The sequence below is a fragment of the Pseudoduganella rivuli genome (assembly GCF_009674485.1).
In the GTDB taxonomy this organism is placed as follows: Bacteria; Pseudomonadota; Gammaproteobacteria; order Burkholderiales; family Burkholderiaceae_D; genus Rugamonas; species Rugamonas rivuli_B.
On the sequence record NZ_WKJJ01000029.1, the window covers coordinates 37737 to 61485 of the forward strand.

General features: G+C 63.5%; 22 protein-coding genes. 15 read left to right on the top strand and 7 right to left on the bottom strand.

Annotation, left to right across the window (positions count from 1 at the left end):
* Positions 1 to 6 precede the first annotated feature (6 nt).
* Positions 7 to 2853: a M16 family metallopeptidase gene (locus GJ700_RS31420; protein WP_371868218.1), complete on the bottom strand. Its 2847-nt coding sequence runs from the start codon at positions 2851 to 2853 to the stop codon at positions 7 to 9.
* A gap of 125 nt (positions 2854 to 2978) precedes the next feature.
* On the opposite strand from GJ700_RS31420, the gene GJ700_RS31425 reads away from it, so the two are divergent.
* The gene (locus GJ700_RS31425; protein WP_154381528.1) at positions 2979 to 4688 is read left to right on the top strand and encodes a DUF4214 domain-containing protein; all 1710 of its coding nucleotides are present in this window, start codon (positions 2979 to 2981) and stop codon (positions 4686 to 4688) included.
* Here GJ700_RS31425 and GJ700_RS31430 read toward each other — a convergent pair whose 3' ends face one another.
* Together GJ700_RS31430 and GJ700_RS31435 are read right to left on the bottom strand one after the other, a co-directional pair.
* Positions 4689 to 5621 (bottom strand): sensor domain-containing diguanylate cyclase, encoded by a 933-nt coding sequence (locus tag GJ700_RS31430; RefSeq protein ID WP_154381616.1) that lies wholly within the window; start codon positions 5619 to 5621, stop codon positions 4689 to 4691.
* 146 nt (positions 5622 to 5767) lie between these two features.
* Positions 5768 to 6517, bottom strand: coding sequence for a sensor histidine kinase (locus GJ700_RS31435; RefSeq protein WP_195764071.1), 750 nt, complete (start codon positions 6515 to 6517; stop codon positions 5768 to 5770).
* Between the two features lie 174 nt (positions 6518 to 6691).
* Between GJ700_RS31435 and queE the strand changes: the two genes are divergently transcribed.
* The 7 genes from queE to GJ700_RS31470 all read left to right on the top strand — a co-directional run bounded on the left by queE (position 6692) and on the right by GJ700_RS31470 (position 12469).
* Positions 6692 to 7327: a 7-carboxy-7-deazaguanine synthase gene (gene queE, locus GJ700_RS31440; protein ID WP_371868219.1), complete on the top strand. Its 636-nt coding sequence runs from the start codon at positions 6692 to 6694 to the stop codon at positions 7325 to 7327.
* Positions 7328 to 7340: 13 nt separating this feature from the next.
* Positions 7341 to 7787 carry a 6-carboxytetrahydropterin synthase QueD gene (queD, locus tag GJ700_RS31445; RefSeq protein WP_154381534.1) on the top strand — a complete coding sequence of 149 codons (447 nt, stop codon included), beginning with the start codon at positions 7341 to 7343 and terminating at the stop codon, positions 7785 to 7787.
* On the top strand, positions 7780 to 8310 hold the full coding sequence (tadA, locus tag GJ700_RS31450; protein WP_154381536.1) for a tRNA adenosine(34) deaminase TadA: 531 nt from the start codon (positions 7780 to 7782) through the stop codon (positions 8308 to 8310). The genes queD and tadA overlap by 8 nt, the downstream gene beginning before the upstream one ends.
* A gap of 96 nt (positions 8311 to 8406) precedes the next feature.
* On the top strand, positions 8407 to 9210 hold the full coding sequence (locus GJ700_RS31455; protein WP_154381538.1) for an esterase/lipase family protein: 804 nt from the start codon (positions 8407 to 8409) through the stop codon (positions 9208 to 9210).
* Between the two features lie 15 nt (positions 9211 to 9225).
* On the top strand, positions 9226 to 10137 hold the full coding sequence (locus tag GJ700_RS31460) for an alpha/beta fold hydrolase (protein WP_154381540.1): 912 nt from the start codon (positions 9226 to 9228) through the stop codon (positions 10135 to 10137).
* A gap of 57 nt (positions 10138 to 10194) precedes the next feature.
* Positions 10195 to 11160 (top strand): muramoyltetrapeptide carboxypeptidase, encoded by a 966-nt coding sequence (ldcA, locus tag GJ700_RS31465; protein ID WP_371868220.1) that lies wholly within the window; start codon positions 10195 to 10197, stop codon positions 11158 to 11160.
* Positions 11161 to 11167: 7 nt separating this feature from the next.
* Positions 11168 to 12469, top strand: coding sequence for an NAD(P)/FAD-dependent oxidoreductase (locus GJ700_RS31470; protein ID WP_154381620.1), 1302 nt, complete (start codon positions 11168 to 11170; stop codon positions 12467 to 12469).
* Between the two features lie 4 nt (positions 12470 to 12473).
* Here GJ700_RS31470 and GJ700_RS31475 read toward each other — a convergent pair whose 3' ends face one another.
* From GJ700_RS31475 to GJ700_RS31485, 3 genes are all read right to left on the bottom strand, one after another.
* Complete coding sequence (locus GJ700_RS31475; RefSeq protein WP_154381542.1) at positions 12474 to 13433, bottom strand: alpha/beta fold hydrolase; 960 nt, start codon at positions 13431 to 13433, stop codon at positions 12474 to 12476.
* An 87-nt stretch (positions 13434 to 13520) separates the two neighbouring features.
* A complete protein-coding gene (locus GJ700_RS31480; protein ID WP_229507357.1) occupies positions 13521 to 13940 on the bottom strand; it encodes a MarR family winged helix-turn-helix transcriptional regulator in 420 nt (139 codons plus the stop codon).
* 108 nt (positions 13941 to 14048) lie between these two features.
* Positions 14049 to 14249: a hypothetical protein gene (locus tag GJ700_RS31485; RefSeq protein ID WP_154381546.1), complete on the bottom strand. Its 201-nt coding sequence runs from the start codon at positions 14247 to 14249 to the stop codon at positions 14049 to 14051.
* A 123-nt stretch (positions 14250 to 14372) separates the two neighbouring features.
* On the opposite strand from GJ700_RS31485, the gene GJ700_RS31490 reads away from it, so the two are divergent.
* The 3 genes from GJ700_RS31490 to nadC all read left to right on the top strand — a co-directional run bounded on the left by GJ700_RS31490 (position 14373) and on the right by nadC (position 18126).
* Complete coding sequence (locus GJ700_RS31490; RefSeq protein ID WP_371868221.1) at positions 14373 to 15974, top strand: ABC-F family ATPase; 1602 nt, start codon at positions 14373 to 14375, stop codon at positions 15972 to 15974.
* A 143-nt stretch (positions 15975 to 16117) separates the two neighbouring features.
* Positions 16118 to 17254, top strand: a complete 1137-nt coding sequence (gene nadA / locus GJ700_RS31495; protein WP_154381548.1) for a quinolinate synthase NadA — start codon at positions 16118 to 16120, stop codon at positions 17252 to 17254.
* Positions 17251 to 18126, top strand: a complete 876-nt coding sequence (gene nadC / locus GJ700_RS31500; protein ID WP_154381550.1) for a carboxylating nicotinate-nucleotide diphosphorylase — start codon at positions 17251 to 17253, stop codon at positions 18124 to 18126. The genes nadA and nadC overlap by 4 nt, the downstream gene beginning before the upstream one ends.
* A gap of 45 nt (positions 18127 to 18171) precedes the next feature.
* Here nadC and GJ700_RS31505 read toward each other — a convergent pair whose 3' ends face one another.
* On the bottom strand, positions 18172 to 19146 hold the full coding sequence (locus tag GJ700_RS31505; protein WP_154381552.1) for a helix-turn-helix domain-containing protein: 975 nt from the start codon (positions 19144 to 19146) through the stop codon (positions 18172 to 18174).
* A 135-nt stretch (positions 19147 to 19281) separates the two neighbouring features.
* Between GJ700_RS31505 and eat the strand changes: the two genes are divergently transcribed.
* Genes eat through eutC form a run of 4 tightly spaced genes read left to right on the top strand, consistent with a single transcriptional unit; the run spans position 19282 to position 23728 of the window.
* On the top strand, positions 19282 to 20655 hold the full coding sequence (gene eat, locus GJ700_RS31510; protein WP_154381554.1) for an ethanolamine permease: 1374 nt from the start codon (positions 19282 to 19284) through the stop codon (positions 20653 to 20655).
* A 10-nt stretch (positions 20656 to 20665) separates the two neighbouring features.
* Complete coding sequence (locus GJ700_RS31515) at positions 20666 to 21460, top strand: TorF family putative porin (protein ID WP_154381556.1); 795 nt, start codon at positions 20666 to 20668, stop codon at positions 21458 to 21460.
* A 14-nt stretch (positions 21461 to 21474) separates the two neighbouring features.
* The gene (locus GJ700_RS31520) at positions 21475 to 22866 is read left to right on the top strand and encodes an ethanolamine ammonia-lyase subunit EutB (protein ID WP_154381558.1); all 1392 of its coding nucleotides are present in this window, start codon (positions 21475 to 21477) and stop codon (positions 22864 to 22866) included.
* A gap of 25 nt (positions 22867 to 22891) precedes the next feature.
* The gene (gene eutC, locus GJ700_RS31525) at positions 22892 to 23728 is read left to right on the top strand and encodes an ethanolamine ammonia-lyase subunit EutC (RefSeq protein ID WP_371868222.1); all 837 of its coding nucleotides are present in this window, start codon (positions 22892 to 22894) and stop codon (positions 23726 to 23728) included.
* Positions 23729 to 23749 lie beyond the last annotated feature (21 nt).

Here is a 23749-nt window from a genome sequence, read left to right on the forward strand (position 1 = left end):
GGACCGTTAGTCGGCGAACACCTGGGATGCCGGCGTGATCTTCACCGCTTCCGGCCTGATGTTCAGCTTCAGGTTGCCGATCACCGCATCTTCGTCGAGCAAGTCCTTCGGCTTGTTGCCGTCATACTTGATGGGCGAGGGCGCATCCGTGACCAGCTTGTCCTTCAAGCCCGCGGCATCCTTGGCGATCATGACCACCGACAGGTTTTGCGCGGACAAATGACGGCGCATGGCCGCGTTGACGTCATCCACCGTGAGTTTGGCCAGCGCGTCGCGCATCATTTTCGTGAATTCCGGCGTGCCATACCACTGCGAATCCAGCGCATAACCCAGTTGCTGGTCCTGGGTCGACGTCATGACGAACACGTTCTTCATCAGGTAGCCGCGCGTGGTCTCGAACTGCTCCTCGGTCATGCCGTTGCGGATGGCCTTGTCCAGTTCCGACAGCGCGATGCGCAGCGCGAAGTGGGCGTTTTCCGGCGCCACGGGGCGGATCCAGATTTCAAACAGTTGCGCGCGGCGCGCGAGGTTCGGGTTCGGGAAGAACTGGAACATGCCGCGCGGGAAGGCCTCGATGTACGCATAGTCACCGTAATTCATGCCCCGCAGTTCGCGGATGCGCTGGTACAGCAGGGCGCTGGACGCGCGGTGCTCGCCCAGCCACGTTTTCACCATCCACAGCGCGGCAAAGTCCGGATGCGAACGCGTCACGGCCAGCGGCAGACCCAGCGAAATGCCGGTGGAGCGGGAATTCTTTTCAATGATTTCCACTTCCAGGCCGTTCGCCTTGCGGCCCTGCGGCGCCGTGATGGCGGGCAGGCCCGCGCCTTGCGGCAGTCTTGCCACCGCCTGTTTCAGCGCCGCCGTCATGTCGTCGGACACATCGCCGGAGATGCCGATCTTGACAGCGCCCTGCGTATATGCGCTGCGGTAGAACTGGCGCACGTCGTCCAGCGTGATCGATTCCAGGCCTTTGACCGTGCCCAGCGCCGGGTGGCCATAGGGCGTGCCCGCGTACACATTGGTCTGCAGGCGCTCCTTGCCCAGCTCTTCCTCGTTATTGTCCTTCAAGTCCGTCTGCAGGGCGTTGCGCTGCGCGTCTTTCAGGCGCCGGAAGTCTTCTTCGCGGAAACCGGGCGACAACAGCATCGGCAGCGCGATGTCGTTGAACGCTTTCCAGTTATCCTTGTGGATGGTGCCCGTAAACGTCGTCATTTCCTTGTCGGTCTGCTCCGTGAAGCTGCCGGCCATCGGGAAAAACGCCTTGCTGATTTCATCGATCTTGCGGTCGGCGGAACCGGCCGACGCCACCATGGCGGCCGTCAGTGCAGCCAGGCCTTCCTTGCCGGCCGGGTCGTGGGCGGAACCGGCGGAGAACAGCAGCTTGTAGCGGATTTGCGGCAGCGCGGTCTTTTGCACCGTCACGGCCACGTTGGCGCTGGCGGCCTGCGGTTCCAGGCTGGCCAGTTTCGGCAGCGTTGCAATCGCTTCCGGCAGCGCCGCGTGCGACAGCGTGCTGACCACCATGCCGTCATCGGTCAGGTATTTGCGGGCGGCGGCTTGCAGGTCGGCCGGCGTCAGCGCGTCGATGACGCGGTAATAATTGTTGATGGTGCCGTAGGAACGGTTGAAGTGGACATACGACGCCAGCGTGCCGGCGATTTGCTCCGTGTTGTCCAGCGACCGCACGGCGCCATATTTCAGGGCGGATTTGGCTTCGGCCAGCGCCTTGTCGCTGACCGGTTCGGCGCGCAATTTCGCCACGGTTTGCAGGATCTGGTCGCGCACGTAGACGGCGTCTTCGCCTTTTTTCACGCGGGCGCCAATGAAAGCCAAGGTCGGATCGACGCGGTTCGGCGTGTTGTCGAACAGCTGGTCGACCTTTTGCTCATCCTGCACCAGCCGCTTGTACAGCGGCGACGTGCGGCCAAACGACAGCGACAGCAGCAGCGACAGCGCGGCCTGTTCCTTGTTCTTGTCGGAGAATGCCGGCGCATGGAACGCCGCCATCACCATCGGCAAGGTCGGCGTGGCCCATGGCACGTGGCGGTAGATGGCGCCCTTGCCATCGCGTGCGGGTTCGGCCGGCACGTCGGCCTTGTACGTGCCGCGTTGCCACTTGCTCCAGTATTTTTCCACCATGGCGATGGCTTTTTGCGGGTCGACGTCGCCTGCCACGATCACTGTGGTGCGCTCCGGGCGGTACCAGCGGTCGAAGAACACTTTCGAGTACGCGTACTGGTTCGGCATGTCTTCGATGTCTTTCAGGAAGCCCATCGTCGTGTGCTTGTACGTATGCTTGTCGTAAGCGGCTTCGCGCATCACTTCCAATAGCTTCTGGATCGGGTTTGCGCTGTTCTTGTTGTATTCGCCCAGCACGGCCCGCGATTCCGTCTTGAAAACATCTTCGCTGTATGACAGGTGCTGGAAACGGTCCGCTTCGACTTTCAGCACGGTCTCCAGGTCTTCCTTGGCGAACGTCGTGTAGTAATTGGTCAGGTCGTCGCTGGTGTACGCGTTCTGGCGCGCACCGGCGCGGGTGATGATGTCCTGGTATTTTTCCGGCGGATACGTGGGCGTACCCCGGAACATCATGTGTTCGAAGAAGTGGGCGAAGCCGGATTTGCCCGGTTCGACTTCATTGCGCGACCCCGTTTGCACTGGAATTTGCAGTGAGACGATGTTCGGGAAGCCGGTCGGCACCACGATGATTTTCAAACCATTGGCCAGCGTTTTTTCCGTGGCCTTGAATGGCAGCAGATCTGCCGCGGGCGCCGCGCAGGCGATGGGTGCCGCCATGGCCAGCATGATGGCCGGCGCGAAGGGTGCGAGGGACTGGATAAGTCGGGACACTTGTGCTCCTTATAATTGTTGGATCGGGCGGCCGCAAGGTTACCACTGTTAACAAACTCCGCCTATCGTGTCCGCAATACCCCGTGCTACCATCGCGCTGTCGACCACCCCACTGTGATCATGCAATGAGCTTAGCATCCGGCGTTAACGCCATTGATTCCCTTGTATACGGCAGCTGGACCGGCCAGGCGGGTGCGCCGGCCACCGTGACTTACCAGTTCCTGACGTCCGTGCCGAATGGTGCATCGTCGGAAGACCGCGCCGGTTTCAAGCCGATGACAGACGTGCAAAAGCAGGCGACACTCAGCGCGCTCGCGCTGTGGGCGGCGGTGGCCAACATCACCTTTGTCGAAGTGTCATCCGATGCCAATATCCGTCTTGGCACCAATAACCAGGGCGACACCAGCAGCGGCTATTCGTATCTGCCGGAGCCCGGCGTGACGCAGGTCGAGCTCTACCTCAACAACACCGGTTCGTACAATTCGAACTACACACCCGGCACCTTCGGTCCGTCCGTGCTGTTGCACGAGATCGGCCACACGCTGGGCCTGAAGCACCCGGGCGACTACAACTCGACAGGCGAAGCCGTCGACGGCCCGTTCCTGCCGACGGCCACCGACAACCTCGATTACACGCAGATGTCTTACCGGCAGTCGATGACGAACCGTGGCAATTATCCGGTGACACCCATGCTGTACGACATCCAGGCGATCCAGTATCTATATGGCGCCAACATGTCGTATCACGCGGGCGATGATGTGTACAAATTCACCAATGGGCAGATGTCGTCGTGCATCTGGGACGCGGGCGGCTACAACACGTTCGATTTCTCCGACTGCACGGGCCTGACCACGATCGACCTGCATGCGGGCGCGTTCAGCAGCACTCGCCTGGCGATCGGCAATGTGTCCATCGCGTACAACGTCACCATCAAGGGGGTCATCACGGGCGCGGGCGGCTCCACGGTGCGCCTCAACGATGCGGGCGATACCGTCTTCGGCGGCGCTGGCGCGGACCTGGTCTACGTGGGCGCGGGCGACGATGCCGTCAATGGCGGCGACGGATTCGATACCGCGTCGTTTACCGGCGCCTATGCCAGCTACAAGATCGTGCGTTCCGGCGATTCGGTGGTGGTGACGGGGCAGGGCAAGGATACGCTGTCGGGCGTGGAAACGCTGCAGTTTGCCGACCGGACCGTGAACGTGGCCGACATCGTGCAGGTGGTCGCCGGTGGCACCGGCGGCAACGACCGCTTCGTCGCGCAGGCGGGCAGTGAATCCTTCGATGGCGGCGCCGGTGTCGATACGGTGGTGTATGGCGGCGCCAGGAGCGCTTATACGGTCAGCACGGTCAGCTCCGGCGCCACCTTGCAGGTAGTCGACAGCGGCGGCACCGATACCCTGACGTCGATCGAGCGCGTGCAATTTGCCGATGGCGCGCTGGCGTTCGACACTTCCGGCCTGGCCGGAGAGGCCTATAAACTTTACCGCGCCGCGTTCAACCGCACGCCGGACGACGGCGGACTCGGTTACTGGATCAGCCAGATGGACAAGGGCGTGGCGCTGCGCGACGTGGCGCGCAGCTTTATCGCCAGCAATGAATTCAAGGGCCTGTACGGGGCCGCGCCCACGGACGCCGCCTTTGTCGACTTGCTGTACCAAAATATCCTGCACAGGGCGCCCGATGCGGCCGGTGCGGCATACTGGGTGGGGGTACTGGGCCAGGGCCAGCCGCGTGAAGATACACTGGCTTTCTTCTCGGAAGGCAAGGAAAACACGGACGCCGTGGCGACCTTGATCGCCAACGGCATCAGTTATACGCCCTGGCTGGCGTAATCACGACTGGGCGAGCTTTTTCTCGGCCCACTCCCAAGCTTCCGTCAGGCTGATTCGGTTGCGCCCCATGTGCTTGGCGCGGTACAGGGCCGCGTCCGCCGTGGCGATCAACTGGCTGATTTCATTGTGCGGCGCCGGCAGCGCGGTGGCGGCGCCGATGCTGACCGTCACGTGCGAGTCCATGTTCGGCAGTTGCAATTGCTCGACGCGGCACCGTATCCGTTCCGCCACGATGGCGGCGCCCTTCAGCGCCTGGTTCGGCAGGATCACGGCAAACTCTTCGCCGCCATAGCGCGCCACCAGGTCGTTGGCGCGCATTTCACTGGCCACGGCGGAGGCAATCCGCTGCAAACACTCGTCGCCGCCCAGGTGGCCATAGGCGTCGTTGTACTGCTTGAAATTATCGACATCGACCATCAACAGCGACAGCGATTGCTGCTGGCGCAGCGCCCGCTGCCATTCCGCCTGCAGTGTATGGTCGAAGCAGCGGCGGTTGGCCAGGCCCGTCAAGCCATCGCGCGTGGCCAGTTGTTCCAGCGCCAGCTGGGCCTGTTTTTCATCGGTCATGTCGCGCAGCGTCTCCACCACGGCCACCAGGGTGCCGTCGCCGGCCCGGATCGGACTGGCGTCGGCCGCCAGGTAGCGGCGCAAGCCGAGGCGCGGCATGTCGCACCAGTTTTGCGCCGTTAATCCCGCGCCGTCGGCGCTGCGGCGCACGTGCTGGTCATAGAGTTGTGGCACGTCGAACTGGCGGTCTTGCAACACCAGGTCGGCCAGCGTGGGGCGGGGCATGGAATAAAAACAGCGCCAATGCTGGTCGGTACCCAGCACGCTGGCGGCCGGCACACCGGTCAGGCGTTCGCATGCGCGGTTCCAGATCAGTACGCGCCCCTGGCTATTGATGGCAAAGGTGGGAATGGCCAGCAATTCCATCAGTTGCAGCGCCAGTTCATGGTCCGCATGATCTTTCTTATCGGCCTCACCGGCGGTCGGCAGGTGCATCACATTCTGTTCCTGTGGCATGGGCTGTCCTTTTTATTTGATGGCTGTGAGCACTGGAAACATTTTGCTTTTGGGAATCACTGGCAGGCTTGATGCTGAGCAAAACCTCGTGCATTGGGCACCGCCACGGTCAACGCCGTGCCGTGGCCGGGAGTGCTGGCCAGCGCCAGCCAGCCGCCGGCATCGGCCACGCGCCGCTCCATGCCCATCAGGCCCAAGCCCCGCCGCACGGGGCCGTCCGGCATGCCGACGCCATTGTCGTGCACGGTCAGGCTGAGCTGGTTTTCATCGCGTGCCAGCGCAATGCGCACTTCGGATGCCTGTGCGTGGCGCGCGATATTCGACAGCGATTCCTGCAACACGCGCAGCACGGTGGCTTCCGCGGGGCCGGCGCCGTCGCTGTGGTAGCACGTGTCTTCGAGGTTGAATTCGATGCCGTTGGCGCGGGCGAATTCATGCAGTTGCCGCTCCACGGCGCAGCGCAAGCCCTGTTCCAGCGCGACCGGGTGCAAGCCGTTGATAATGGCGCGCAGCGAGCGGCTGGTGACGTCGATATGGGCGGACATGCGTTCCAGGTGCGCGGCCTGGTCCGCGCGGACGGGCTGGCGGCGCAATGTGGCGAGGTCGAGTTTCAAGGTCAGCAAATTCTGGCCCAGGTCGTCGTGGATGTCGGCGGCAATGCGGCGCCGCTCATCCTGCCGCGCCCGCTCGCATTGCGCACGCAGCGACCGTACCGCCATCGCCAGCAGGTAGCAGCGCCATAACAGCAGCACCGTGGTTAACAAAAGAGTGGAACCGGACAGCAACTGCACGTGGCTGGCCTGCATGGGCATCTCCTTGGCGAACTGGACAGTTAGGAACTTATTACTGTTGCCAATAGGAAGTTTTGCCAATTATCAATTTATCTATACGCGATGGCGAATAAGCGGCAGTGGGCGGGGCCTTTATACAACAACCGATCCGAGTGTAAAATAGAGGGTTACCTGACGAGTGAGCCATTCGTGACATACAGCATCAAAGAGATTTTCTACACCTTGCAGGGCGAGGGCGCCCACGCGGGGCGTCCCGCCGTGTTTTGCCGTTTTTCCGGCTGCAACCTGTGGACCGGGCGCGAAAGCGACCGCGCCAGCGCCGTGTGCCAGTTTTGCGACACGGATTTCGTCGGCACCGACGGCGAGCGGGGCGGCAAGTTCACGACACCGGAAGCGCTGGCGGCGGAAATCGACAGCCTGTGGCCGGCATCGTATGCCGCCAGCAAGTATGTCGTGTTCACCGGCGGCGAACCGCTGCTGCAGCTGGACGAGCCGCTGATCGCCGCCATGCACGCGCACGGCTTTGAAATCGCCATTGAAACCAATGGCACGTTGCCGGTGCCGCTGGGCGTGGACTGGGTATGTGTGAGCCCGAAAATGGGCTCCACCCTGGTGGTGCACAAGGGGAATGAAATCAAGGTCGTGATTCCGCAAAAAGACCAGGACCTGGCCGCCTATGAAGGGCTGGATTTCGACAATTTCTTCGTGCAGCCCATGGATGGCCCGCTGGCCGCGTTCAATACCACGCTGGCGATCGAAACCTGCAAGCGCAATCCGAAATGGAAACTGAGCCTGCAAACCCACAAACTGCTGCAAATACCTTAATTAATTTAAATCAATGCTGACCATCACCCGCAAGCTGGAATTCGACGCCGGCCACCGTATCCCTGACCATAAAAGCCAGTGCCGCAACCTGCACGGCCACCGCTACACGCTGGAAATCACGCTGGTCGGCAATGTCATCGATGCCGAAGGCAATTCCGACAATGGCATGATCATGGACTTTTCCGACGTCAAGGCGCTGGCGAAAGAACACCTGGTCGACGTCTGGGACCACTCGTTCCTCGTCTATGAAAAAGACGCGGCGGTCAAGGATTTCCTGGCGTCGCTGCCGAACCACAAGACCGTCGTCATCGACCGCATCCCCACCGTGGAAAACCTCGCGAAGGTGGCGTTCGACATCCTGAAGGCCGCGTACAAGGACCGCTATGGCACGGGCCTGCACCTGCACAAGCTGGTGTTGCACGAAACCCCGAACTGCTGGGCCGAGATCACCGATGACTGAAGCGGCCAAACCGGCCGGCGCTGAGACAGAAGTCTATATGCGTGCCGCGCTGGAACAGGCGCAGCTGGCCTGGAATGAAGGCGAAGTACCGGTGGGCGCCGTGGTGGTCAAGGACGGCGTCATCATCGGCCGCGGCTACAACCAGCCGATCGGCCGCCACGACCCCACCGCGCACGCGGAAATCGTGGCCATGCGCCAGGCGGCCGAAGCGCTGGGCAATTACCGCCTGCCGGGGTGCGAACTGTACGTCACGCTGGAGCCCTGCGTCATGTGTTCCGGCGCCATGATGCATGCCCGCATTTCCCGCATCGTGTATGGCGCGCCGGACCCGAAAACCGGCGCCTGCGGTTCCGTGCTCGATGTGTTTGCGCAGGAAAAACTCAATCACCACGCCACCACCGAAGGCGGGCTGCTGGCTGACGATTGCGCCGGCATGCTGAAAGGCTTTTTTGCCGCACGCCGCGCGGCGGCGCAGGAAGCGCGACTGAAAGCACAGGCCGCTGTTGCCATTTCCCCGCATTAGAGGGGACACTCTTCGTGCACGCTTGACGAACGGCAGACCTCGGGTGTTATGCTGGGGAAAAAGAGTTTTGCAAGTTGCAAGTAAGCAGGAGAGCAGATGCGGTCCAGCAAGAAAACTGACGGTGCGCCCGGCGTGGTGCGCCTTGCTCTCGAATTGCGCGCCCCGTGGGAGTTGGGCGCGGCAGTCGTGGCATATCCTTTTGCCCATATGGCCCCGCCCGGCGACGGCCATCCTGTCATGGTCGTCCCCGGCCTGGCCTCAGGCGATCTCACCACCATCGTGATCCGGAAATTCCTCGCCGAGCGGGGTTTCGACACGTACGCGTGGGAACAGGGCCTGAACTTCGGCCCCAATAACGGTTCGCTCGACGGCTGCGTGGCCCGCGTGCGCGACATCCACCGCCGCACCGGCCGCACCGTCAGCCTGGTGGGCTGGAGCCTGGGCGGCGTGTTTGCCCGCGAAATCGCCAAGATGCTGCCGGAGTGCACGCGGGTGGTGGTGTCGCTGGGCACGCCGTTCACGGGCAATCCCAAGTCGAATAACGCATGGCGACTGTACGAACTGGTGTCGGGCGACAAGGTCACCGACATGGGCTTCGAACGGTTCGCCGTGCGCCCGCCGGTGCCCACCACGTCCATTTTCAGCCGCACGGATGGTGTGGTGGCCTGGCAATGCAGCATGGAAGAAGAAACCGCGCTGTCGGAAAACATCGAAGTGCACGCCAGCCATCTCGGCATGGGCGCCAATCCCACGGCGCTGTTCGCCATTGCCGACCGCCTGGCGCAACCGGAAGGCGCGTGGCGCCGGTTTGACCATGATACCCACACGGGCATCAAGAAACTACTGTACTGGGATCCCCAGCGCACGCCGTTCTTTCGGCACATGTTCGGACTCTACTGACAAAGGAGAACCATCATGCCCATCATCACCGCCAACGGCATCGACATTGCATATGAGACCAGCGGTAATCCGGATGGGCCGCCGGTCTTGCTGATCATGGGGCTGGGCATGCAACTGGTGTCCTGGCCCGCTGAATTCGTGCAGGGCCTGGAGCGCGAAGGGTGCTTCGTGATCCGTTTCGACAACCGCGACAGCGGACTGTCGACCAAGTTCGACCTGGCCGGCGTGCCGAACCTGCCGTTGTCGTACGTGAAAAGCCTGGTGGGCTGGCCGCTGCGGTCGGCCTACATGCTGTCGGACATGGCGGCCGACGCGCATGGGCTGCTGGACGCCCTGCGCATCGGCCGGGCGCACGTGGTCGGCGTGTCGATGGGCGGCATGATTGCGCAGATATTCGCTGCGCGTTATCCGGACCGTACATCGAGCCTGACGTCCATCATGTCCAGCAGCGGGCGGCGTGGCTTGCCTGGCCCGACCCGCGCGGCGCGGCGCGCGCTGATGCAGCCGGCGCCTGCCGGCGCGCAGCGCGACCGCCTGATCGAACACATGGCGCAAACGTTCCGCGTGATCGGCAGCCCCGGCTTCCCGATGCCGGAAAAGATGCTGCGCGACCGCATCGCGATGTCCATCGAGCGCAGCCTGTGCCCGGGCGGCGTGGCGCGCCAGCTGGTGGCGATTGCCGCCAGCGGCGACCGTTCGCCGTTGCTCAGGCAAATCGTGCGGCCGTCGCTGGTGATCCATGGCGCGGCCGATCCGCTGGTGCCGGTGGCGTGCGGCATCGACACCGCCAAAGGCATCGCGGGCGCCGTACTGCACGTGATCGACGGCATGGGACACGACTTGCCGCCGCAGTTGATCCCCCGCTTCCTTGCCTTGCTGAAGCCTTTCCTGTTTAGTAAGATTGTGCCTCATGCCGTAGCCGGTTGAAGCCGTAATGGATACGTTGCGCGCCGCTGCGGCTCTCACATAGGAGCTTAGCGGCACGTGACTGACAAGAATCTTTGCATTGCCATTGCCGCCCCCGGCGGATATGCGCTGGACCGCGCGCAGTTCGAACGCGGGCTGGCGCGCCTGCAGGCGCAGGGCATCACCGTCCATAATTACTACGATCCGGACCGTGTACACCAGCGCTTTGCCGATACCGACGCGGGCCGCCTGGCCCAACTGAACGCGGCGGCGCAAGATCCCGATGCGGATATCGTGCTGATGCTGCGCGGTTCGTATGGCATGACCCGGCTCCTGCCGGACATCGATTTCCGCGCCTTGGCGGACAGTGGCAAACTGTTTGTCGGCTACAGCGACGTCACGGCATTCCATATGGGTTTGTATGCGACGACGGGCGCCATCAGCTTCGCGGGACCGATGGTGTGTTCCGATTTTCTCCACGCAGAACCGTCCGCGTACACGCTGAACCAGCTGTGGGATTGCCTGCGCGGCCCGGTGCACACGGTGCGCGGCGCTGCGGCGGGCAATCCTTTGGTGGATGTGCAAGGCACGCTGTGGGGCGGTAACCTGGCCATGCTGGTCAGCCTGCTGGGAACGCCATATTTCGCCAACATCGATAACGGCATCCTGTTCCTGGAAGACATCGGCGAACACCCGTACCGCATCGAACGCATGTTGCTGCAGTTACAGCAGACCGGGGTGCTGGAGCGGCAGCGGGCCGTGGTGCTGGGCGACTTTTCCGGCTACCGCCTGAATCCCGCCGACAATGGCTATGACTTCGATGCGATGCTGGCTTACATGCGTGCGCGCCTGCCGGTTCCCGTCGTGACGGGGCTGCCGTTTGGCCACATCAAGGTGCACTGCACGTTGCCGTTCGGCGCGCAGGCGCGCCTGGTTTCCGACGTCGCCGGGTTTGATCTGACGGTGTCCGGCTATCCGACCCTGGCTGCGCTGGCAGGGCGCGCCAACCCCGTGCTGCCGCCCCTTGGTGACACCGGTGGCTGACGGCAGCATGGGTGGCCGCTATCTGTCCGAACCGCTCGCCGAACTCAGTTACTACCGCGCCACGGCCAGCCACGACGGCTTTGCCGCGCTCGATGGCGCCGCCGATGCGGACATCTGCATCATTGGCGGCGGTTTCGCGGGCCTGGCGACAGCCGCTTCACTGATGGAAAAGGGCCAACGTAACGTCGTGGTGCTGGAAGCGGAAACCGTGGGCCATGGCGCGTCGGGGCGTAATGGCGGCTTCGTGTTTGGCGGATATTCGCTGGGCGAACGGTCACTGGTGCAGTCGGCGGGTCCGGAAGAGGGGCGTAAGCTCTACCAATTGACGCTGGACGCGGTGGAAACGATACGGCGCCGCATCCGCGATTACCGGATCGACTGCGACACCGTCGATGGTGGCATTTACCTGGCCAACTGGTTCGACGACGACTCTCTCCTCGAGCGGCAGCAACGCTTCATGCGCGATGCGCTGGGCGTGGAATGGCAACGTGTTTCGCGCGACGAATTTGCAGACAAATCGAAAAGCCGGCGCTATTTCGGCGCGCTGTACGAGGAAAATGCCTTCCACTTCCATCCGCTGAAATATGCGCAGGGGCTGGCCCGCGCGTTGGTGGAAGGCGGTGTGCGTGTGCATGAACAGAGCCGGGTGCAGGCCATCGAACGCACCGGCGCCGATGGCACGGGCTGGCGCGTTGTCACCGGCGAAGGCGAGGTCAGGGCGCGTCACGTGGTGGTGTGCTGCGGCGGCTACATCGAGCGCCTGTATCCGAAACTGGCGGGGGCGATATTGCCGATCGCCACCTACGTGATGGTGACGGAACCCCTCGGTGAGCGGTTGCCGCAGGCGCTGAAAACGGATGCGGCGATCTACGACACCCGATTCGCCTTCGACTATTACCGCCCGCTGCCGGACACGCGGCTGCTGTGGGGCGGCCGGATTTCCATCTTCGACAAGGGCGCGGCCGACGTGGCGCGCCTGTTGTATGGCGACATGCTGAAGGTGTATCCGCAACTGGCGGGCGCCAAAGTCGATTACGCGTGGAGCGGCATGATGAGTTACGGCCGCCACAAGATGCCGCAATTGGGCCGGTTACCGGAAGGGATCTGGTATGGCATGGGGTTCGGCGGCCATGGCGTCGGCCCCACGACCCTGTCGGGCGAAGTGCTGGCCGCCGCGCTGACGGGACAGACGGTCGACCTGTCACGGTTCAAACAGTGGGGCTTGCCGACCACGGGCGGGCCGGCGGGGCTGCTGGCCGCGCAGTTGACGTACTGGTATTACGAACTGCGCGACTGGATGCGGCAATAACGCTTCAAGGCTGCTGTTCGATGGCCGACAGCGCCGCGCGTATTTCCTCCGCAGTGCGTTGGGCCGATTGCAGGTGGGGATAGTGGCCCATTCCCGGCAATAACGTCAGCGACGCGTGGCTTCGTTGCGCGAACTCGCTGCCCATCGCCGTGCTGATGTAGAAGTCGCGTTCGCCCCACACCACGGCCACAGGGGTTTTCAGCGCCGGCAGGCGGCTTTCAAGATATTCCTGGTCGCGCGTGAAGTTCGCGTAGTAGTGGTGGAAGGCATCGGCCGCACTGATGCCGCCACGTTCCCAGCCTCGCGCCATATCGGCCTTCAATGCCGGTGCGATGTCGAATTGCTCCGCCTTGTCGAAGCCCCGGCGGTAGCAGTTTTCCAGGATCTCGTCGCGGTTGCGGCTCATCGCCGCGTGGATGGCGTCCGACGTCGGCTTTTGTTTCAATGCCTGCAGGTTGGCGTGCATGTATTGCGGGCGGTTGAGGGGCGCGAAGTCGCCGACCACGATGCGGCGGGCGATGCCCGGCTCGTCCAGTGCCAGTAACAGGGCAGGCAAGCCGCCGATATCGGTCCCATAGATCAGCAGGTGCGCGGTGTCGATGCCGGCCGTGCGGATATAGTCGCGCAAGACCTGCGCATAGGCTGACGGTGCGTAGGAAAAATGTTCGACCGGCGGCCGCGACGACTGTCCATAACCAGGCCAGTCGAACGCGTGCACTTCGTATTCGTTACCCAGCGATTGCGCGACGTCGTTCCACGTCAACAAAGTCTCGGGAAAACCATGCAGCAACAGCACCGTGGCTTTCGGCCGGGGCGGGCGCACCACCATCCTGCGCAGCGTGATGGTTGAATTGACCTGCAATTCGTCGATCGTGGTGGCGGGCGCCGCCTGCGGCGCGCCGGAGGCGGCCAATGCCAGGGCGAAGGTGGCCGCCTGGGCCAATTGGTTGAACAGTTTGCGCATGATTGACTCCCTCATTTTATGATGTGTATACACCATATGATTGAAAAAGCAGCCGGCTGATGGCCGGCTGCTGGTGCGCCACCCGGGTTAGCCGGGCGGCAAATTGTGTGCCATGTTAAATAACGCGTCCCTGCCTTGCTGGCCAAGCAGGCGCTGCGCGGCCGCTTGTGCTTCGCGCCAGGCGGGCGTGGCCGCGCGCAGCAGCGCTTTACCCTGTTCGGACAGTACGATCGGCCGGCGCCGCCCGCCGGCGGCGCCGGCTTCCACCGCCCAGCCATTTGTCAGCAGCAATTGCAAATTGCGCGTCGACGTCGAGCGTTCCTGGTGGTTGAAGCGGCCGATCTCCGCGCGACTGGCCCCATCCATGCCGGCAATCAACACCAGCAGCGAAAATTGCGCGCCATTGACGTCATAGGGCCGCAGCGCCTGGTCGTAGATGCCGGTGATGACGCGGGACAGGCGCCGCGCCCGGGTCAGGATGCAGCCTTGCATGACTTCGGCGGCCAAGGCTGCTTCAGTTGGTGGCGGAGGTGTGTGATCGGGTTCCATGAAACGCAATATAGTGTATATACACCATAAAGGCAAGGAGCGCCTTGCGATGGCATGCGGCGGGCGTTATTTTGTGAACAATGCGGCCAGGTCCAGCAGCAATTCCTTGCCGGCCGAGCCATCCGGATATTCCTGCGCCTTGGATTTCAGCTCGGCCCCGACACGGCGCCGTTCGTCGTGGAACACGGGGGAAGCGCCGTAACTGTCGCTGTAAAACTCCAGCACGGACAACGCTTCGCGGGCAACCTGGTAGGCACTTTTGCTCATGACGATCCTCCGGAACGTGGGTTCAGCTCTTTCAATATAGCAAATACATGGCGGTCTGCCGGGATAGGTGTTCGTGGTAGAATGTAGGGTTATTGAATCCACTGCAACCAGGAACTCCCCCAAGTGTTATCCACAGCTAACATCACGATGCAATTCGGCGCCAAGCCGTTGTTCGAAAACATTTCCGTCAAGTTTGGCGATGGCAACCGTTATGGCCTGATCGGCGCCAACGGCTGCGGTAAATCCACCTTCATGAAAATCCTCGGCGGCGACCTGGAACCATCGGCCGGCAATGTGTCGCTGGACGTCAATGAGCGCCTGGGCAAGCTGCGCCAGGACCAGTTCGCCTACGAAGACATGCGCGTGCTGGACGTGGTGATGATGGGCCACACGGAAATGTGGGACGCGATGGCCAAGCGCGACGCGATTTACGCGAATCCGGACGCCACCGACGACGACTACATGCATGCCGCCGAACTGGAAGGCAAGGTCGCGGAATATGACGGCTACACGGCCGAAGCGCGCGCCGGCGAACTGCTGCTGGGCGTGGGCGTGGCCATCGACCTGCACCAGGGCCCGATGAGCGCCGTGGCGCCGGGCTGGAAGCTGCGCGTGCTGCTGGCGCAGGCCCTGTTCTCGGATCCGGACATCCTGCTGCTGGACGAGCCGACCAATAACCTGGACATCAATACCATCCGCTGGCTGGAAGAAGTGCTGAACGAGCGCAATTCCACCATGATCATCATTTCCCACGATCGCCACTTCCTGAACCAGGTGTGCACGCACGTGGCCGACATGGATTACGGCACGCTGAAGATTTACCCTGGCAACTACGACGACTACATGCTGGCTTCGACGCAGGCGCGCAACCAGCAACTGGCCAACAATGCGAAGGCCAAGGAAAAAGTCGCCGAACTGCAAGACTTCGTGCGCCGCTTCTCGGCCAACAAGTCCAAGGCCCGCCAGGCCACGTCGCGCGCCAAGATGATCGACAAGATCAAGGTGGAAGACATCAAGCCGTCGTCGCGCGCCTATCCGTTCGTGCGCTTCGAAGGCGAGAAGAAATTGCACCGCCTGGCCGTGGAAACGGAAAACCTGTCGAAGAAATACGACCGCCAGCTGTTCAAGAATTTCTCCATCATGGTGGAAGCGGGTGAACGCATCGCCATTATCGGCGCCAACGGCGCGGGTAAGACCACGTTGCTGCGCTGCATCGGCGGCGAGGAGATCACGGGCCTGTCGTCCGACACCGGCATGGTGAAATGGGCGGAAAACGCCAACGTCGGCTATATGCCACAGGATCCGACCGAGGAATTCGCTGCCGGCGATAGCCTGACCGACTGGATGGGCCGTTGGACCAAGGAAGGCGACGACGACCAGGCGGTCCGTTCCATCCTGGGCCGCTTGCTGTTCGGCGGCGATGAAGTGAAGAAATCCGTCAAGGTGCTGTCCGGTGGTGAAAAAGGCCGCATGATGTACGGCAAGCTGATGCTGGGCCGCCACAACGTGCTGCTGCTGGACGAGCCGACCAACCACATGGACATGGAATCCATCGAGTCGCTGAACATCGCGCTGGACAAATATGCGGGCACCCTGATCTTCGTGTCGCACGACCGTGAATTCGTGTCGTCGCTGGCGAACCGCATCATTGAAATCAAGGAAGACGGCATCGTCGACTTCAGCGGCAACTACGAAGAGTACCTGAGCAGCCAGGGTATCGCTTAAGTTTCCTGGTATGCATGGCGGTTTGGCGCCTGCGCGCCAAACCGCCCTACGGTCAGCGGCGCGCCACGGTGCGCCCCTCCCGGCAAAATTCCCCATCCTGTGCGATAGTGTCGCCATCCCATTGTTCTTAAAGCCTCAGCATCATGCAACAGAACTTAGCCATCAAGCCCATCGAGTACGAACATCCGCAAGAAGGCGGCAGCTGTGTGGCGCGCGCGTGGGCGCGCACGCCGGTCACGCCGTCGCCTGAAGAACGCACCGAACTGATTGCCCGCATCAAGCGCCTGCTGAAAGAGCGCGAAGCCGTGCTGGTCGCGCATTACTACGTTGACGCCGATTTGCAGGACCTGGCCGAGGAAACCGGCGGCTGCGTGTCCGATTCGCTGGAAATGGCCCGTTTCGGCCGCGACCATCCGGCCAAGACGCTGGTGGTGGCCGGCGTGCGCTTCATGGGTGAAACCGCGAAGATCCTCAGCCCGGAAAAAACCATCCTGATGCCGGACCTGGACGCGACCTGTTCGCTGGACCTGGGTTGCCCGGCCGACGAATTCGCCGCCTTCTGCGACCAGCACCCGGACCGCACGGTGGTGGTGTATGCCAACACCAGCGCCGCCGTGAAAGCGCGCGCCGACTGGATGGTGACGTCGTCGATCGGCCTGGAAATCGTCGAGCACCTGCATGCGCAGGGCAAGAAAATCCTGTGGGCGCCGGACAAGCACCTGGGTTCCTACATCCAGAAGAAAACCGGCGCCGACATGCTGCTGTGGCAGGGTTCCTGCCTGGTCCACGATGAATTCAAGGGTGTGGAACTGGACTTGCTGAAAGCGGAATACCCGCACGCGAAAGTGCTGGTGCACCCGGAATCGCCGGAAAACGTGGTGGCGCAGGCCGACGTCGTCGGTTCCACGTCGCAAATGATCAATGCGGCCGTGACCATGGACGCCGACACGTTCATCGTGGCCACCGACAATGGCATCCTGCACAAGATGCGGGCCGCCGCTCCCGGTAAAACCTTCATCGAAGCGCCAACGGCCGGCAACAGCGCCACCTGCAAGAGCTGCGCGCACTGCCCGTGGATGGCCATGAATGGCCTGAAAAACCTGGCCGATGTGCTGGAAAACATGGGCAATGAAATCCACGTCGACCCGGCCATCGGCCAGCAAGCCGTGAAATCCATCAACCGCATGCTGGACTTCGCCGCGGCGAAAAAGGCCAAGGTCGCGCCATCGTCCGACCTGGCCAAGGAAGGCGCGCTGTTCCAGGGGATCGGTCCGGCATGAGTACACTGATCAACCGATACGCGCCGTTCGACGACGCACTGACGCGCGCATTCGAGCAAAACCTGCTGTCGGCGTTGCTGGAAGACGTGGGCACGGGCGACCTGACGGGCCAGCTGGTGCCGGCCGAAGGCCGTTCCACCGCCCGCGTGATTGTCCGTGAAGACGCGGTGCTGGCGGGCGCGCCGTGGTTCGAGGGCGTCATGAAAGCGGTCGACGCATCGATCGCGATCGACTGGCATTACGCCGAAGGCGACCAGATGCAGGCCGATACGCCCGTGTGCACCATCACGGGTCCGTCGCGCGCGTTGCTGACGGCCGAGCGTTCCGCACTGAACTTCATGCAGCTGCTGTCGGCGGTGGCCACCGCCACCCGCAAGTACGTGGCGGTGGTGGAGGGGACCCATGCAAAGATCCTCGACACCCGCAAGACTTTGCCCGGCATGCGCCTGGCGCAAAAGTATGCGGTGCGCGTGGGCGGCGGCGTCAACCAGCGCCTGGCGCTGTATGACGGCATCCTGATCAAGGAAAACCATATCGCGGCCGCCGGCGGCATCACGGCCGCTATGGTGGCGGCGCGGCGCGTGGCGGAAGGCCGTCCCGAAGTCACGATCCAGGTCGAAGTGGAAAACCTGCAGGAATTGAACGAAGCGCTGGAAGCGGGCGCCACTTCGATCCTGCTGGATAACTTCGACCTCGGCATGATGCGCCAGGCTGTCGCCATCAATGCGGGCCGCGCGCTGCTGGAAGGTTCCGGCGGCGTCAACCTGGACACCGTTCGCGGCATCGCCGAGACGGGCGTCGACCGCATTTCCATCGGCAGCCTGACCAAGGATATCCGCGCGGTGGACTTTTCGCTGCGCGTGATCGGCTGACCGGCCAACCGCCAGGCGCCATCGGCGCCGCGTTACATGCGTGCGCTACATCCGCGTCGCTGACGGGCTGGCGCCGAACAGTTTGCGGTAATCGCTGGAAAACTGGCTGAAACTGCCGAAGCCCCACGCGGCGGCCACCGCGCCGATGGGCTGCCGGCGCGCGGCCGGGTCCAGCAACTGGCGGCGCACGCCGTTCAGCCGCACGCGGCGCAGGTACAGCGTCGGACTCATCCCCAGCACATCTTCAAAACAATACTGCAAGGTGCGACGGCTGACGTGCGCGATCGCGCACAGGTCCGGCACGGTGAGCGGCTGGTCGCGGTGCGCGAGGATATAGTCGCGTACGCGGGCCACGACTTTCTGGCGGCGCTGGAAGCTGTGCGCGGCGGCCGGTTCCACGCCGCTGCAATCGAGCACACCCAGCAGCGCCGCCAGCAATTGCTGTTCGCTGCCGGCCGGCAGCATGCCACCGTGCGCGCCGCTGACAGCCAGCGCCGCCGCCAGCGCTTCCATGCACGCCATGCGCGCTTCACCGTCCACCCGCAATACTTCGGCCGCCTGCATGCGCTCCCAGTCCACCCCGCAGGCACTGCGCAGCGCGGCCTGTGCCAGCACGTCGCGGCACACCACCATGCCGTAGATCACGTGGCTGCTGGGCGTCAATAATTCAAACTCGCCGCCGCCAGGACGCACCATCACACAATCGCCGTCGAGCGGGCGGCCATTGATGCGGATCGCGCCGGCCTGGGCGGGAAAGCCGAACCACAAGGCGCCGGGCCAGACGCGGCAGGTTTGCCGCACCGACTGGCTGATTTCCTCGCGGAATACTTGCATGCGAGGCAGCCGCAATTCCGCCAGCGCGCCGTGGAAGGCGCCCGCTGTCATCTGGTCGTAGCACTGTTCCCAGTCCGTCAGGTTGCGCGCCAGCTCATCGGCATCGTGTGTCAGGACGGTGCGGTAGGCCGGCGCACTGCGCAATTCCGGAGCATGGCCGGTGGCCGTTGTTACATTCTGGTGCATCGCTGTTTCTCCTTGTCGCAGTGTTCGCACGGCGGGCGCCAAGTTTGCCGATTTTCGATAACGGCCGTCATTGAGCGCCTCCTATACTCGGTTCCAGCAACATTCATACCAGTATCCAACACCGGGAGCATATCCATGAACGCGAACCAATCCGGCACCGCGCCGGCGCTGCAACAGACCCTGACCACGTTCCAGCTATGGGGCATCGCCGTCGGGCTGGTGATATCGGGCGAATACTTCGGCTGGAGCTATGGCTGGGCCACGGCCGGCACCTTGGGCTTCACCATCACGGCGATCTTTATTGCCGCCATGTACACCACCTTCATTTTCAGCTTTACCGAGCTGACCACGTCGATCCCGCACGCGGGCGGCCCGTTCGCCTATGCCAAGCGGGCCTTTGGTCCGCTTGGCGGCTATATCGCGGGCGCCGCCACGCTGGTGGAATTCGTGTTCGCGCCGCCCGCCATCGCGCTGGCGATCGGCGCCTACCTGAACGTGCAGTATCCGGCGCTCGACCCCAAGCTGGCCGCCACGGCCGCCTACGTGGTGTTCATGGCGCTCAACATCATCGGCGTGCAGATCGCCGCCACCCTGGAATTGCTGCTGGCGCTGCTGGCGATCTTCGAATTGCTGGTGTTTATGGGCGTGGTGTCGCCGGGCTTCTCGCTGGCGGCGTTCGCCAAGGGCGGCTGGTCCGGGCAGGACAGCTTCAGCCTCGCCGCGATCCCCGGCATGTTTGCCGCCATCCCGTTTGCCATCTGGTTCTTCCTGGCGATCGAAGGCGTCGCCATGGCAGCCGAGGAAGCCAAGGACCCGCGCCGCTCGATCCCGATTGCCTATGTGACGGGCATCCTGACCCTGGTGGCGCTGGCGATCGGCGTGATGCTGTTTGCCGGCGGCGCCGGCGACTGGACCAAGCTGGCCAACATCAACGATCCGCTGCCGCAAGCCATGAAGATGATTGTCGGCGACAACAGCGGCTGGCTGCACATGCTGGTCTGGCTGGGCTTGTTCGGTCTGGTGGCGTCGTTCCACGGCATCATCCTCGGCTATTCGCGCCAGATCTTCGCGCTGGCCCGCGAAGGCTACCTGCCGCATTATTTTGCGAAGATCCACCCCCGCTTCAACACGCCGCACCGCGCCGTGCTGGCCGGGGGCGTGGTCGGCATCGCCGCCATCTACAGCGATGAACTGGTGAAGATCGGCGGCCAGACCTTGACCGCCAACATCGTCACCATGTCCGTGTTCGGCGCCATCACCATGTACATCATCAGCATGCTGGCGCTGTTCAAGCTGCGCCGCAGCGAGCCGCGCATGGCGCGTCCGTTCATCACACCGCTGTATCCATGGTTCCCGCTGTTCGCACTGGCCGGCGCCGTAGTGTGCATGGCGACCATGGTGTACTACAGCTTCCTCGTGGCGTTGATCTTTGCCGGCCTGCTGCTGGTTGGCTATGGCGTCTTCCACCTGACCCGCGGCAACCGCGCGAAACTGGCCGCTGCGGCCTGAAAGGACCCCCATGAAATACCTCGTCACCCTGATGCTGGCCGCCGGCGCACTGAGCGCCCCGGCTGCCTACGCCGACGCTGCACCGGCCTGGACTGAAAGCGGCAACGTGAGCCTGCTGTCCGATTATGTGTTCCGCGGCGTGTCGCAAACCCAGGGCAAGCCGACAGCGCAGGCCACACTGGACTTTACCCACGGCAGCGGCGCCTACGCCGGCGTGTTCGGTTCCGGCGTCTCGCATGCGGCCTACAACAATGGCAACGGCGCGGAAATCGACCTGTACGGCGGCTACCGCCATGCGCTCGACGAGCAAAGCAATATCGACGCCGGCATCGTCACCTACTGGTATCCGGGCGCGCAATACAAGGCCGGCGCCAAGACCGTCAAATACCACACGGCCGATGTAAAATTGGGCTGGAACCACGGCGCGTTAAATGTCTATGGCTGGGTAACGGTCAGCAGCCACTGGTTCGGCTATGCGGTCGATCCGTACAATGGCAAGGTCCACGATACGCGCGGCACCACCTACGTGGAAGCCAACTGGAACCCGGAACTGGCGCCGGGGCTGGCCGCCAACCTGCACATCGGCCGCCAGGACGTGCGCCGCCTCGGCATGTTCAGTTTCACGGACGTGAAGGCCGGCGTGACGAAAACCTGGGGCAACTGGGCGCTGTCGGGCGCGGCCATCTATAACAATGGCACGGTGTACGATGGGACGTTGCCACTGTGGGTCTTCTTCAATGGGGACGGCAGCGGCAAGCGGGTGGTAGGCAAGCGCGTGCAGCTGACGCTGACGCGCAATTTCTGAACGGGAGGCCGGCAATGCACCAGTTCACGCACCGGGTGGGAAGCCGCAGCTACGGCTTCCGCGACTTGAAAGACTTGATGGCGAAAGCCACGCCGGCGCGCTCCGGCGATTACCTGGCCGGTGTGGCAGCCGCCAGCGCGGAAGAGCGTGTGGCCGCGCAAATGACGCTGGCGGCCTTGCCGCTGTCGACTTTCCTGAACGACGTGCTGGTGCCTTATGAAACCGACGAGGTGACGCGGCTGATCATCGACAGCCACGACGCCAGCGCGTTCGCGCCGCTGCGGCATTTGACGGTGGGCGACTTCCGCAACTGGCTGCTCAGCGACGCGGCCAATGAAGCGGCGCTGGCGTGCGCGGCGCCGGGCATCACGCCAGAAATGGCGGCTGCCGTGTCCAAGATCATGCGCATCCAGGACCTGATCCTGGTGGCCAAGAAATGCCGCGTGGTGACGGGCTTCCGCAACACGATCGGGCTGAAGGACCGCCTGTCGACACGGCTGCAGCCGAACCACCCGACCGATGACGCGTCCGGCATTGCCGCCAGCGTGCTCGATGGCCTGTTGTACGGCAGCGGCGACGCCGTCATCGGCATCAACCCCGCCACCGACAACGTGCCGCAAGTGATCCGCATCGTCAGCATGCTCGACGAAGTCATTGCCCGCTACGGCATTCCCACCCAGTCGTGCGTGCTGACCCACGTGACCAATACCATCGCCGCGATTGAACGGGGCGCACCGGTCGACCTGGTGTTCCAGTCGATCGCCGGCACCGAGGCGGCCAACGCCAACTTCGGCGTGACCTTGTCGCTGCTGGCCGAGGCCCAGCAGGCCGCGCTGTCGCTGGGACGGGGCACGGTGGGCAACAACGTCATGTATTTTGAGACGGGGCAGGGCAGCGCGTTGTCGGCCAACGGCCACCACGGCATGGACCAGCAAACGTGCGAAGCGCGCGCCTACGCGGTGGCGCGCCGTTTATCGCCGCTGCTGGTCAACACGGTGGTGGGATTCATCGGCCCCGAATACCTGTACGACGGCAAGCAGATCATCCGCGCCGGACTGGAAGACCATTTCTGCGCCAAGCTGCTGGGATTGCCGATGGGTTGCGACGTCTGCTATACCAACCATGCGGAAGCCGACCAGAACGACATGGACGTGCTGCTGACCTTGTTGGCCACGGCGGGCTGCACCTTTGTCATGGGCATACCGGGGTCGGACGACATCATGCTCAATTACCAGACCACGTCGTTCCACGATGCGCTGTATGCGCGCCGCGCGCTGGGCTTGAAACCGGCGCCGGAATTCGAGGCGTGGCTGAAGGAAATGCAGATCTTTACCGCCGACGACTACATCACGCTGGGCCAGGCGGTGCCGGCGCCGTTCCAGGGCGCCCTGCTAAGGCTGGCCTGAGCGGAAGAGACATGGAGACTGAAACGTGAGCAAGTCCGTCACACCCAATCCCTGGCAGGCGCTGCGCCAGTTCACGGCTGCGCGCATCGCGCTGGGCCGCGCCGGTGTCAGCCTGCCGACGGCGCCGCAACTGGATTTCCAGCTGGCCCATGCGCAGGCGCGCGACGCCGTGCACCTGCCGCTCGATACGCAGGCGCTGGCGCTCGCCCTGGCAAGTGGATGGCGTGCGCCGGCGGCGCCGGCAGGTGCGCCGGGGCAGGAGGCCGGCATCGAGGTACTGTGTCTGCACAGCGCCGCGCCCGACCGGGGCACGTATTTGCAGCGGCCGGACCTGGGGCGCAGGCTCAGTGCGCAATCGCGCGCTGAGCTGGAGGGCCGGGCGCCGCCGGCACGCCCGTTCGACCTCGCGCTGGTGGTGGCCGACGGCTTGTCGGCGCTGGCCATCGAGCGCCACGCGCTGCCATTCCTGCAAGCGCTGTATCAGCGGCTGGCGCCGGACGACTGGCGGCTGGCGCCGATTGTGCTCGTCAGCCAGGGCCGGGTCGCGGTCGGCGATGAAGTCGGTGAACTGCTGGGCGCGCAGGCCGTGGTGGTGCTGATCGGCGAACGCCCCGGCCTCAGTTCGCCCGACAGCATGGGCCTGTATTTGACGTGGTCGCCCCGGGTGGGCCGGACCGATGCGGCGCGCAACTGCATTTCCAACGTGCGGCCGGAAGGACTGGCCTATGGCGAGGCGGCCTACAAGCTGCACTACCTGTTGTCGGAGGCGCGGCGGCGCCGCCTGTCCGGGGTGGATTTGAAGGATGAAACGGGGGCGGCGCCGGGCGTTGCGCAACAGGATGGGGTGCGTTTCTTGTTGTAGGTTGGAAACAAAAATCGGCGT

What these genes read in the sequence shown, in the direction of transcription:
- GJ700_RS31425 (WP_154381528.1), top strand. Translation starts at nt 2,979, where the DNA reads ATGAGCTTAGCATCCGGCGTTAACGCCATTGATTCCCTTGTATACGGC.
- GJ700_RS31430 (WP_154381616.1), bottom strand. Translation starts at nt 5,621, where the DNA reads ATGGAATTGCTGGCCATTCCCACCTTTGCCATCAATAGCCAGGGGCGC.
- GJ700_RS31435 (WP_195764071.1), bottom strand. Translation starts at nt 6,517, where the DNA reads ATGCAGGCCAGCCACGTGCAGTTGCTGTCCGGTTCCACTCTTTTGTTA.
- queD (WP_154381534.1), top strand. Translation starts at nt 7,341, where the DNA reads ATGCTGACCATCACCCGCAAGCTGGAATTCGACGCCGGCCACCGTATC.
- tadA (WP_154381536.1), top strand. Translation starts at nt 7,780, where the DNA reads ATGACTGAAGCGGCCAAACCGGCCGGCGCTGAGACAGAAGTCTATATG.
- GJ700_RS31455 (WP_154381538.1), top strand. Translation starts at nt 8,407, where the DNA reads ATGCGGTCCAGCAAGAAAACTGACGGTGCGCCCGGCGTGGTGCGCCTT.
- GJ700_RS31460 (WP_154381540.1), top strand. Translation starts at nt 9,226, where the DNA reads ATGCCCATCATCACCGCCAACGGCATCGACATTGCATATGAGACCAGC.
- GJ700_RS31470 (WP_154381620.1), top strand. Translation starts at nt 11,168, where the DNA reads ATGGGTGGCCGCTATCTGTCCGAACCGCTCGCCGAACTCAGTTACTAC.
- GJ700_RS31475 (WP_154381542.1), bottom strand. Translation starts at nt 13,433, where the DNA reads ATGCGCAAACTGTTCAACCAATTGGCCCAGGCGGCCACCTTCGCCCTG.
- GJ700_RS31485 (WP_154381546.1), bottom strand. Translation starts at nt 14,249, where the DNA reads ATGAGCAAAAGTGCCTACCAGGTTGCCCGCGAAGCGTTGTCCGTGCTG.
- nadA (WP_154381548.1), top strand. Translation starts at nt 16,118, where the DNA reads ATGCAACAGAACTTAGCCATCAAGCCCATCGAGTACGAACATCCGCAA.
- nadC (WP_154381550.1), top strand. Translation starts at nt 17,251, where the DNA reads ATGAGTACACTGATCAACCGATACGCGCCGTTCGACGACGCACTGACG.
- GJ700_RS31505 (WP_154381552.1), bottom strand. Translation starts at nt 19,146, where the DNA reads ATGCACCAGAATGTAACAACGGCCACCGGCCATGCTCCGGAATTGCGC.
- eat (WP_154381554.1), top strand. Translation starts at nt 19,282, where the DNA reads ATGAACGCGAACCAATCCGGCACCGCGCCGGCGCTGCAACAGACCCTG.
- GJ700_RS31515 (WP_154381556.1), top strand. Translation starts at nt 20,666, where the DNA reads ATGAAATACCTCGTCACCCTGATGCTGGCCGCCGGCGCACTGAGCGCC.
- GJ700_RS31520 (WP_154381558.1), top strand. Translation starts at nt 21,475, where the DNA reads ATGCACCAGTTCACGCACCGGGTGGGAAGCCGCAGCTACGGCTTCCGC.